Consider the following 11,290-nt stretch of genomic DNA (forward strand, 5'->3'; position numbering starts at 1 on the left):
AATATATAATATCCCTATGACAACTCATAGGGGGGCTAGGGGATGATAAGTTTAATGGATAAACAGAAGATAATAATAGATGGATTTTTAGGTGGCAAATCTCAATGGGGAATCCATAGGGAAACTGGAATAGATAGAAAAACTATTAGAAAATATATTAGGGAATATGAAGAAAAGAAATCTCAGTTACTAAAAGGTGAAGGTGATAAATTAATATTAACTGAAGAAATAATATAATCACCAAAATATGATTCAAGCAATAGAACAAGAGTAAAGTTAACAGAGGAAATAATTTTATCTAGAGGAAAATGAGGGAAAAAGAAAAACTGGTAAGAGTAAACAACAAAAGAAGAAAATAGATATACATGAATCTTTAGTGGAAGATGGCTACGACATAAGTTATTCAACAGTTTACAATTATATCAGAAATAAATTAAATGAAAAGAAGGAAGCATATATCAGGCAAGAATATGAATTAGGGTATGTAGCTGAATTTGACTGGGGTCATGTTAGATTAGAAATAGATGGTGAAGATAAGAATATCCAAATGGCTGTAATGACAACAGCTAAGGGAAATTACAGGTTTGCATATCTTTATCAAAATCAAAAAATGGAAAGCTTTTTAGACTCTCATGTTAGATTTTTTAATCATATAGGAGGTGTTCATAAGGAAATAGTATATGACAATATGAAGGTAGCAGTAGCAAGATTTGTAACAAGAACAGAAAAAGAACCTACAGAAGATTTATTAAAACTATCTATGTATTATGGATTTAATTACAGGTTTTGTAATGCCAGACGTGGAAATGAAAAAGGTCATGTGGAAAGATCAGTAGAATATATAAGAAGAAAGGCATTTAACAAAAAGGATAAATTTGAAACACTAGAGGAGGCCAATAAATACCTAGAGGAAGAATTAAATAAACTAAATTTAAAACCACAAAAATATAACGAAAATAAAACAGCAAAAGATATATTAGTAGAGGAATTCCCCTACTTAATAAAACTTATGCCTACTTATGATATTTCAAGGGTAGTAGAATTAAGGGTAAATAAATATTCAGTAATAACAATAGATGAGAATAAATACTCAGTACCAGACTCTCTAGTGGGAAGGTTTGTAACAGCAAAAGTATATCCAAATAATATAATCATCTACCAGGAAAATGACAAGGTAACTGAGCATAAAAGGAGTTTTGGATTAAGTACATGGAATATAAAAATAAAACATTATCTAAATACATTAAAAAAGAAGCTTGGGGCAATTCATAACAGCACAGCCATGCGTCAAATGAATTCCAAGCTTCAAAACATCTACAATCAATATTATATCCAAAATCCAAGAGATTTCATAGACCTAATTGAATTGATTTCAGAGGAAGGTTTGGAAAAGATAGAAAATATAATAAAAGAATTAGAAAAAATAAACCCATTAAATATAGATACAGAAAAAATAAAGCTTCTATGCTATAGAAAAGATGAACCAATAGCGAGGAATAAACACCAGAATACAGAAATAGAGAGACAATCAAAGCTAATCCTAGATAATTATGGTAAATTGCTCAAAAAATCAACTGTAGAATTTGATAGGGAGGCTCTGATAATATGAAAAAGGATACGATTAAAACTAATATTAAAAACCTAGCAAAGGATCTGAAATTACCGTATATAAGTAAAAGCTTAGAGGAAGAAATAAAAGAGGCAAATATAAAAAACCTAACATATGAAGATTTTCTTTTATCAGTATTAGAAAATGAACATGATTTAAGAAAAGCCAATGGAATAAAAAATAGAATTAGGCAAGCAAGATTTCCATATAAAAAATATATAGAAGACTTAAGCCTAGAGGATTTACCCCAAGATGCAAGAGATAAAGTAAAGATCTTTTCATCATTAGATTTTATAGAAACAGGTCAAAACATAATACTAGCTGGTAACCCAGGAACGGGTAAAACACATATGGCTATCGGCATTGGCATCAAAGCTTGTACTAGAGGATATAAGGTGCTATTTACGACAATACCACTGCTAGTAAATGAATTAAAGGAAAGTAGGTCCAATAAGACCTTACGAGCATTTGAAAACAAATTTGAAAAATATGATTTAATCGTGGCAGATGAATTGGGCTATATTTCTTTTGATAAAGAAGCCTCAGAGCTTTTATTTACTTATCTGTCACTAAGAGCAGGAAGAAAATCTACGATAATAACTACAAATTTATCATTTGAAAGGTGGGATGAAATATTTAAAGATCCAGTAATGACAGCTGCAATGATAGATAGGCTTACTCATAAATCATATATAGTGAATATGAATGGTAATTCTTATAGATTAAAAGAGACTCAACTTTGGCTAGAAGAGCAATAATTTTTTTATCCAACTAGGGGAATTTTGGATTAAAATATAGGGGAATTTTCAGTTGACAAATACATTTTCTGCATGATACATACTTTGTCTGGAAATACACTGCAAAAAATCGGCTCGCTACCACCCGCGCACAATTAAAAAGGCATTTGACAAATCAAAAATCCGTACTGGGCTTTTGAGAAAAGCAAACTGAATACGGAAAATAGTGGAGGGAACCAACATCTGGTTTCCTCCACTGCTTTCTAAATATTCATCGCTACTTTGTTTTTCTCACACCGTTTTCATCGACCTCGTAACCGTTGATCTTCGTACCTTTGGCAAGGGAGCCATCGGCATTGAAGTAATACCATTTGTCGCCAATCTCCAGCCATTTTCCAGCTACCATAATGCCATCCTTGGTGAAGTAATAGGTTTTGTTGTTGCCGTTGGTGCCGATGTCCCAAAAGCCCACCAGCATGGTATTACCGGAGTAATACCTCCAGTTGTTGGCATCCTTGACCCAGCTGGTTTTCAGCGTGCCATCGGTGTTGAAGAAGTATTTCACGCCGTCGATGATCTGCATCCCGGTGAGAACTTTGCTGTTCTTGTAGTAGAGATACTGTCCGGCGTCATTCAATGCCCAGCCATATGCTGTTTCAGGGTCTTGAGTTAACTTAATATATCGCTGAACCATAGAACTGACTTCAGCTCTAGTAGCACTCTTCTTTGGATTAAATTGATTTTTGGTGTCTCCTATCATGATTCCTGCCTGCTGCATGGCTTTGACAGCTGGCTGATAGTAGCTACCTATATTTGTAGTATCAGCATAGGTAGTCACCTCACGGATGATAGGCAGTCTGTATCCAGTAGCCTTGGCATAGTTTACAAAGATGACTGCAATTTCCTCACGAGTAATCGCCCTATTAGGTGCAAATCGTTGATTGCCTATACCCTTAACAATATCTTTTTTGTATGCCCATTCGATATAAGGACGGAAAGGACTATCAACATTAACATCGATGAAACTATTTGTATCATAGGCTTTTTCATCTACTCCCGCCAGTCTACCTAATGCTGTTACAAGCATTCCCCTTGTCATTGCCATGTTAGGAGCAAAGGTAGTTTCTGAAGTACCTGTGAGCAAAGCTCTAGCTACTACATAGTCGATAGACTCTTTGGCCCAATGGTTTTCAATGTCAATGAACTTTGAACTAGGTTCTTTATAGCCCACACCGTGATTCAAGATATAACTAGTTGAGATTATCATTTCTCCCTCATTAATATCATAAGCTGAGCCATCAATCAGATTGGCATTACCCCTTTCATTTACATATGCGCCGTAAAGGTAACCTACAGCTTCATTTTTATCTGGTTTATATTGTATGGTAATAGTTGCAATACCACCATTCAAATCTGAAATCAGAATAGGTTTTCCATCCTTTAGATAACTAATCGTAATATTATATACAGGCCTTTTACCTATGACCTTCTCCGCTGCTGTATTGAGGTCTTGAACCGGTTTGATCTCAATGGTAACATTACCTTCCCTCTGATTATTAATTTCTTCCAATGCCTTTTCATCGAAACTAATTGTTACAGGATAGCCATTGATTTTAAAACTTTTAACTCCTGTGTTTACAAGTTTATCAAGGGCGCCTTGAGTTAGGGTTATCCCCAAAGATCCTGTGTCCTTTGGTAAAGTGAGACTCAATTCTGTAGAAATACCATTTTTAGTTTTGCCCTGTTCCTTAGCATAAGATTGAGCCTTATTTATTGCATCGGTAATAAGCTTATGGGAAATGATTGTATTGGCGTGACCCTTTTCTTCTGCTGTTACTGTAACAAGAGCTGCCACTGTTACAGGTTGGTCTGGTTTCTTTTCTGGTAAAATTGTGGTCTGTGTCGTCGGACTTTCAGTCGAGCTTCCGCCAGAAGATGAGCCATAGCCGCCTCCGCCACCTGTACTTCCGCCGCCACCACTGTTATACTTCCAATTAGCGGTCACAGTGGTGTTGCTATTTGGCATAATGAAGGTGGTACTTGCACTGTTGGCATTGGTGAAACTGCCTTGGCCTGATGTTGTCCAGCCAGCAAAACTATAATTGTTTCTGCTTCCTGCATGGATGGAGACCTTTGTTCCTGCTGCATATTTGCCTGCTCCGCTGTTTTCTGCATAGCTGCCCTTCACTGTCAAGGTGTAGGTTTCTATAGGTTCATCTTTATAAGTCGCTGTGATAGTCACTGGATTTGATGGCATGGTGAAGGTGGTGCTGGCACTGTTTGCATCTTCGAAGCTGCCGCCATTACTGGTGGTCCACTTATCAAATAATTTTCCTTGCACGGGGGGATTTGCCGTAATGGGCACTTGTGCACCCACCGCATAGGTTCCGCCCCCGGTTCCGCTCACGACAGTCAAAAGATAGGCGGGTGCAGAATCGCCTACACTACCGATCCAGACAGTGCTTTTGCCATCGCTATACACAAGAAAGCCGTCCGCTGTTTTTGTACCTTGTTCGGCAGTCATCTCGGTACTTCCCACAACAATAAACGGAGTTCCCGCTGTAAGACTGCGAGTAATTCCTACCTCGCCCCTACTATCACAGTACACCCCCTGGCCGGATGAAACCAAATTGCCGTCTATTCTAATGATACCACCAGAAACATGAACACCGGTGCAGTCGGCTCCATTAACGGTTACATCACCTACAACCTCAACAGTATTTCCGCTATAGGCTCGAATTCCTACAGGCTCACTACCCGGTGTATGATCAATAACAGTGATATTACCGTTTACAGTAACCTGAGTATCCTGATTGGCCCATGTTGACACACCGGTTGAACTAGACGTTATATTACCGTTGACAAGGACTTGACCGTTTTTTGCGTTAACTGTCACGCCGGAGTTCGCCTTGATATTGCCATTTACCGTGATCGAGCCGCCGTCCAGAGCAGGGCCGGAACCGTACATGTACACTCCGATACGACCACCCTCAACATTATTAACAGTTGCTGCCGAGTTTGCCCCGAGAATCGATATGGCAGACATGGCAGTAGAAGAGCCCTTCACATTGAATTGACCCGTTCCCGTACCGATTAGATTTACCTTGCCGCTGCCCTCTACCGTAAGTGCAGGTTTATTTGGGGATTCGGAGCTTGTATCAAGGAAAAGATTATAGTCCCCCAAATCGAAGTTGATTGTCTTCCCGCTAACCTCAATGGAATCGGTATAAGTAATATTTTGAAGCAGTTTGATGGTTTCGCCGCTCCTTGCCGCCGCCAACGCTTCTGTCAGCGAGGTAAACTCTTGGGCGCCAATTGTGCAGACAGCATTTTTTTTCTTAATCCGTACGATGCCGGCTTTCTCGCCATCTTCGCTATCCATGTATTTTAGGTAAGCTCCATCGAGAACGCCTTCGTTTTTGCTGCGATACCCATTGACGAAGCGCACATAGAGGGTATCCGAAGCCAAAACCGTTCCATCAATGGTAACCGTACCGTTGGAAGGAGTCCCATTGCCGTCGATTTCTACCGCAGTGCCGCTGCCGTTATCTGCATTGACATTGCCGCTGATGACGATGGACCCCTTTTCGTATAGATAGACTGCTGTGTTCTTACCTGTAACAGAACCCCCGATGGTTGCACTGCCATTGACGCAATACACGGCATAGCCATTTGGCGCATCGGCATTTCCGGAAATTTCCACTGTGCCTCCCACTTCGGAATGGACAGCTTTACCGTTGATTGCTGTCGCTTTTGCGGAACCAGCGGTAATTTTACAGTTGTCATTCATGGCGTAAACACCAGCGGTGGTGCCTTGTGCATGGGCCGTTACCGTGACCTCGCAGGATTTATCAAATGCGCAAAAAGCCTCTACACCTGCTCCGGCAGTACCCGTCGCTGAATATACGGAAATGATACTGTTTTGCGCCTGAACGCCTTTCGTTCCGGTGGCATTCAACTCACCATCACCCGAAACCGTAAGGATGGCATCCTTTATATTAATGCCAATACCTGTGTTGTTCACGACATCCAGCGTATGGTTGCCTAAATTCAGACAAAAGCTCTTACCGTCAATGGCAATGCCTTTATTGTAATTAATATTCGCCATAAGCTTGATGGTATCTCCATCCCTAAAGCTACCCAAGGCATTTTCTAGCCCTTCATCATCAGATACTTCCCAAACTTTAGCTGCCAGTGGATCTTTGACCCAGACCACGCCCGTGGCACCGGAACCACTGTATTTGAGATAGCTGGACTTCCCGGGGTCGGATACGCCCGCATCCTTTTCCAGCCTTACATTGTTGATGAGCACATAGCTGGCCGAGCTTTTGGGTGTGACGGTGCCCTCCACCGTGATGTTGCCACTGCTACCATTTGTAATGACAGCGCAGTGGTTGTGGGAGGAAAGGTCGCCCTTAACGGTGATGCTGCCGCCGGCGCCTTCGGTGAGTGCACCAGCACGGAGGCCGTAGACGTTACCATCTACGGTGATGACTCCGCTGTTGGAGGTACGAGCACCGTAGCCAGAAATAGCAGACACATTGCCCCCTACAATTACCTCGGCCTGATTCTGGGCATGAGCTGCCCCTTGAATCTGCCCATCTGTGGAGGTGACGTTTCCGTTTACTGTGACCATGGTGCCAAAATCGGTGGCGTAAACGCCGTTGTCCTGCCCGGTGGCATTGCCGCGCACCGTTACTTTAGAGCCGCCCATGGCGTAAACGCCGATGCCATCGTTGCCGCTGGCAGCGGTGTCAACCGTAACAGTACCTTTGTTCGCCCACACACCGTAGAGCTTGCCGGTTGCGTTGAGCTTGCCTTCGCCGGTAAGCGCCACGGTTCCCTCTGTCACCTTGAGCCCTTCATTGGCGGTTGTGTCAATGGTGAGGATTTGGCCGTTTAAGTCAAAGATGATATGTTTCCTGTCGATGTTAACACCTTGAAGGGTTGTGAAACTTTTGAGCAATTTTATGGTTGCTGTAGAACCAGCCTTCTCCACAGCCTCCTGCAGTGTCGCATATTCCGTGCCGTCCATTTCGCAGAGCTTTTCCCCTTCTATATCCGGCGGGGTAGTAACATCTAGCTTGACAACATCCGTGCAGTTAGCCAACGGATTGCCATAATGAGTGTTACCTACCACCATGTAAAGGTCATAATCTGTTCCTCCTATAGCACCAGTCACTAAAAAACTATCATTAATACCTGGCGCGAATTCGGGTCTACCTGAACTTATTGCAGGGTTATTATCACTGTCCGTACCTTGAGCTATTTGTTCAATACTAGGGATATTTGCTTCATTAGGCAATAACACCCAATACACTTTACCTTTTTTACCGCTGTCGATATTTTCTAATTGTATCTTTACCTCAACCTGTTTGCTACCATCAGGCTGAACAGCCCCATTCATAGGGAAATCTGGTGCAAGGTACTCAGCAGCATCTGGAGACTTAAAATCTACCTTGAGTAGCTCAGATGTGTTATCTGCATCATCCTTTAATACTACATAGACATCATATTCAGTACCATGCTGAGGCACGAAACCAACTATATGCATATTAATCTCTTTATTATTGTTTTTATAAACTCTTAAAGCTGGATTGCCATCTGCATCCTGTCCAGCTATAACCTGTTCTTTGGTAGGTAGATTAGCTCCATCTGGCAAAAGAACTGCATGAAAATATGCTTCTTCCTGTGCTTTGACCAAAATGTATATCTGCCGAGAACCTTTTAATTGTGGGCTAATTATTGGATTACCATCAAAGGTCGGCGGCGTGGTATCATCCCCAAAAAGCCCGATCCCAGCTGGTGCGGCGCCCGTCGGTGAAGCGGACTCTTCTGGCGGCCTGCCGCTATCTATTGCCTCGCTTGTTTCAAGGGGTGCCTCTTTCGGAACACCACCGTCCATCTCCGAAATTGTATCGGGGGAAGTATCGCCCGGGTTAACTGACTCAGTCAACTGGGCGCCTTCCATTGCATAAGCTTGCACGGTGCTAAACGGTGCGGCTATAAGTATGGTAAGTGCCAGAAACATGGCAAAAGCCTTACTATACCATCTTTGTTGATATTTGATCATCATGATTACCTCCTAAATAATTTTTTATTTCACTTCATTTATTCTTTCAACTGTTCGCACGCTCATGGCAAGGGCCTGCTCCCGGGATGTGTTGGCGTAGCCCGCTGCGGCTTGGGCCTGCGTCACAGCACGGGGCATGAACTTCCCGTCGCTGCCCTTGATAATACCAAGCTTAGCAATATAAAGGCAGTCGTTTAAAGCCCAGCCGGAGATATCTGCCTGATCGGTAAAGGTTGGTGCTCCCGCAGTGGAGTAGTCGGCATTCGGAGCAATGAGCTTGATGGTGCGAACCAGCATTGCTGCCACTTGCTCCCGATTGATAAGGGTCTTAGGAGCGAATGTTGTCGCGCTGGTGCCCTTGACGATGCCTAATTGATAAGCTTTTAAAATCTGCGGGTTTTGCGTGTCGGTAAAAGGGTTCGGGGCAGCGGGCGTACCCGTTATACCAGACGCTTTCTGATACATTAAAAGAGCAACTTCAGCAAACTCCTCACGAGTAATAGGCTTTGTCATGTCTGCACCCTTAAGAATTTCTGGTATTAGTCCTTCTTCCCCGGCTTTTTTGAGTTCAGGTGTTGCCCAATCACTGGCTGTACTCCAATAAGCAGGGTTACCAATGGTAACGATATTTGAATAGTCAGAGTATATCCTTTCATTCATCCATCCGCCTTCATATCCCCATAAGACGAAAAATCTTGCCCTAAAAGAATATACTTCACTTTTAATGTCAATGTCCTCAAACTTTGTGGAACTATCAAAGGGATAATATTCATAATGCCCATCTTCAAGTAAGTCAGCTAGGTACATACTTGTATTCCAATAGTGTGATAGCCCTTCATTCCAGTCATAATCAGCATATTTGTATTCGAAATGAACTTCTACTTCTTCAAAAATTTTCCCCTCAAAGTAATTTGAATCTTCCAATAATTTTTCATTTAAGTCTTTAACGCTTTTTGGAACGTCCAATGTAAGTTCAAAGTATGGCATCCCGTCTGAATCTTCCTTTAGCTCAGCTCTTAAGTTTGTTGGTGCTTCAAGTGTTGTAGGAGCGCTATCAGCAATGGCTCTTAACGGGAGTAATCCTATTATTAATAAGAGAGACAAGAAAAAAACTAAAATTTTATTTTTCATTAACCTCTTCCTCCTTGAATTTATTTCATTTACCTATAGACTAAAAGCTTTCTCCAGCCAACTCTCCAGTGAAATTACCATCTTTTATGGTTAACCAATCATTTGCTCCCTTAATGAAGTCTTCTGCATCAGGTACATTGCCAATAATACTAGCTGTTTCCTCTACATCTACAAATCGTGCTTTAGACCCGTTAAGGCCTGAAAAAATAATTTTATAAGCGGACATGCCCCTCTGTGGTGCCCCATAGGACCCACCAATAATGGTTTCAAAATAGTATTGTGCTGCATATCCATCCTTTGTCTTGGCATATTCAAATACTAGTTCAAGCTTGCCATTACTCACTGTTTCTAGCCGTACTGCATCAAGATCTGGATAATACTCTATCTCAGTGATGATTACCTCACCATCATGTGTCTCCTTTATGACCCTATACCTAGTTTCACTTTCCCGTTCAAGGTCGTATTTTCGATAACTCCTATCCTCACCTACAAAAATACTAGTTGAAATATCCTGCATTTCTAATTCTTCGTTGTCTAGTGTTTCACCCCAAATATAAAGTGGCATGGTATTGTCAAGAACTGTCATATCAGTAATGGAGACAGCATTTTGATATAGGTATACAGCTTCAACCTTACTACTATTTTGAGATATATGGTTGTTAAATTCTGTCTCAGCATCGGAAAAATTCGTAAAATTACTTGTGTTAAGGTCAGAAAGCTTTGGAGAGTTAGTATCCTCATTAGCCTCATAATCCTCGTAAGAATCTTCAAAATCCCCCTCATCAAACTCAGTATGGTCCTTTGAGTCTTCTATTAAAGTGGTAGGATTATCTGTTTCTTTCCCACCACAAGCAGACATAGAAAGAATCAATATCAAGCAGATAAAGATGATTAGCATTTTTTTCATTAGAAACACCTCCTTAAAATATTATTGAAATACAATTGCCATGAAAAACCCATATCACTCCTCCCTTGTTTCCCATAAATCTCTAAAATTGATTATCAATTCTGCCCGTGAATTTACATGTAGCTTTTTGTAAATTGCTGTTTGATAGGTATTGGCAGTGGAATAGCTTATACCAAGTTGTTTTGCAGCCTCTTTCAGGCTATAGCCTCCCAACAAAATAAGAAATGTCTCTTTTTCTCTGGGTGTCAGGTTTTTCACCAATTTTGACTTTTCGTCGGGGCTGAGATTCAGCTTTTTTCCATAACTTGTTTGAGAACCAAAAATTGTTGTTTCCTTCTCATACAACTCCGCTGTTTCGAATTTTGATTTCAAGAGTTTGATCTTATCCATCAACCCCAAGTAGATCACCTCCTAACTAGCGTCTGGGGATACATAAACTATAGCCTCAGAAATACACGGTGTCACTTCAGTAGTTTACGTGACATACGCAAAAACCCCCTCTCATTAGAACTAATGAGAGGGGGTTAGATGGGTTGTGGTATCCGCTATTTCTTGTATTCTTGGAGCAGTATCAATAACTCGGTACGGCTGTTGATATTTAGTTTCCGATAGATAGAAGTGCAGTAGGTATTGATAGTCGAATAGGCTTTGGATTGTATGCCTGAAATCTGCCGAAGCGTATATCCATCAAGAAGAAGCCTACATACCTCCATTTCGGCGGGAGTAAGCTTATAATCTTTCAGTCTGGCCTCCAGCCTCGAACACTGACTGATATCCCCGCGGTAAGCATCGTCCATCCATTCGCCAGAGTACAGCATCTTAATAAAGAAAGG

The 11,290-nt window shown here is 41.3% G+C and carries 6 protein-coding genes and 1 pseudogene; 2 read left to right on the forward strand and 5 right to left on the reverse strand.

Annotated features, from left to right (window positions below; translation table 11 throughout):
• Window positions 1-42: 42 nt before the first annotated feature.
• Window positions 43-1,609 (forward strand): annotated as a pseudogene (gene istA, locus BLV37_RS06200) (IS21 family transposase).
• Entirely contained in the window at window positions 1,606-2,367 is a 762-nt protein-coding gene (gene istB, locus BLV37_RS06205; RefSeq protein ID WP_091728780.1) for an IS21-like element helper ATPase IstB, read from the forward strand. The pseudogene istA and the gene istB overlap by 4 nt, the downstream one beginning before the upstream one ends.
• A 256-nt stretch (window positions 2,368-2,623) precedes the next feature.
• Here the strand turns inward: istB and BLV37_RS06210 are convergent, their stop codons facing one another.
• From BLV37_RS06210 to BLV37_RS06230, 5 genes are all read right to left on the reverse strand, one after another.
• Complete coding sequence (locus BLV37_RS06210; protein ID WP_208975213.1) at window positions 2,624-8,419, reverse strand: S-layer homology domain-containing protein; 5,796 nt, start codon at window positions 8,417-8,419, stop codon at window positions 2,624-2,626.
• A gap of 24 nt (window positions 8,420-8,443) precedes the next feature.
• On the reverse strand, window positions 8,444-9,550 hold the full coding sequence (locus tag BLV37_RS06215) for an S-layer homology domain-containing protein (protein ID WP_091728786.1): 1,107 nt from the start codon (window positions 9,548-9,550) through the stop codon (window positions 8,444-8,446).
• A 40-nt stretch (window positions 9,551-9,590) separates the two neighbouring features.
• Entirely contained in the window at window positions 9,591-10,457 is an 867-nt protein-coding gene (locus BLV37_RS06220) for a hypothetical protein (RefSeq protein ID WP_091728788.1), read from the reverse strand.
• A gap of 54 nt (window positions 10,458-10,511) precedes the next feature.
• Window positions 10,512-10,847 (reverse strand): helix-turn-helix transcriptional regulator, encoded by a 336-nt coding sequence (locus BLV37_RS06225; RefSeq protein WP_244270484.1) that lies wholly within the window; start codon window positions 10,845-10,847, stop codon window positions 10,512-10,514.
• Window positions 10,848-11,002: 155 nt separating this feature from the next.
• Window positions 11,003-11,290 (reverse strand): helix-turn-helix transcriptional regulator (locus tag BLV37_RS06230; RefSeq protein WP_143031485.1); only part of this gene is annotated, 288 nt, incomplete at its 5' end.

It is taken from the genome of Proteiniborus ethanoligenes, from assembly GCF_900107485.1.
GTDB classification, from domain to species: domain Bacteria; phylum Bacillota; class Clostridia; order Tissierellales; family Proteiniboraceae; genus Proteiniborus; species Proteiniborus ethanoligenes.

Coding starts and splice junctions, on each gene's coding strand:
- BLV37_RS06225 (WP_244270484.1), bottom strand. CDS start 10,847: ATGGATAAGATCAAACTCTTGAAATCAAAATTCGAAACAGCGGAGTTG.
- istB (WP_091728780.1), top strand. CDS start 1,606: ATGAAAAAGGATACGATTAAAACTAATATTAAAAACCTAGCAAAGGAT.
- BLV37_RS06220 (WP_091728788.1), bottom strand. CDS start 10,457: ATGAAAAAAATGCTAATCATCTTTATCTGCTTGATATTGATTCTTTCT.
- BLV37_RS06210 (WP_208975213.1), bottom strand. CDS start 8,419: ATGATCAAATATCAACAAAGATGGTATAGTAAGGCTTTTGCCATGTTT.
- BLV37_RS06215 (WP_091728786.1), bottom strand. CDS start 9,550: ATGAAAAATAAAATTTTAGTTTTTTTCTTGTCTCTCTTATTAATAATA.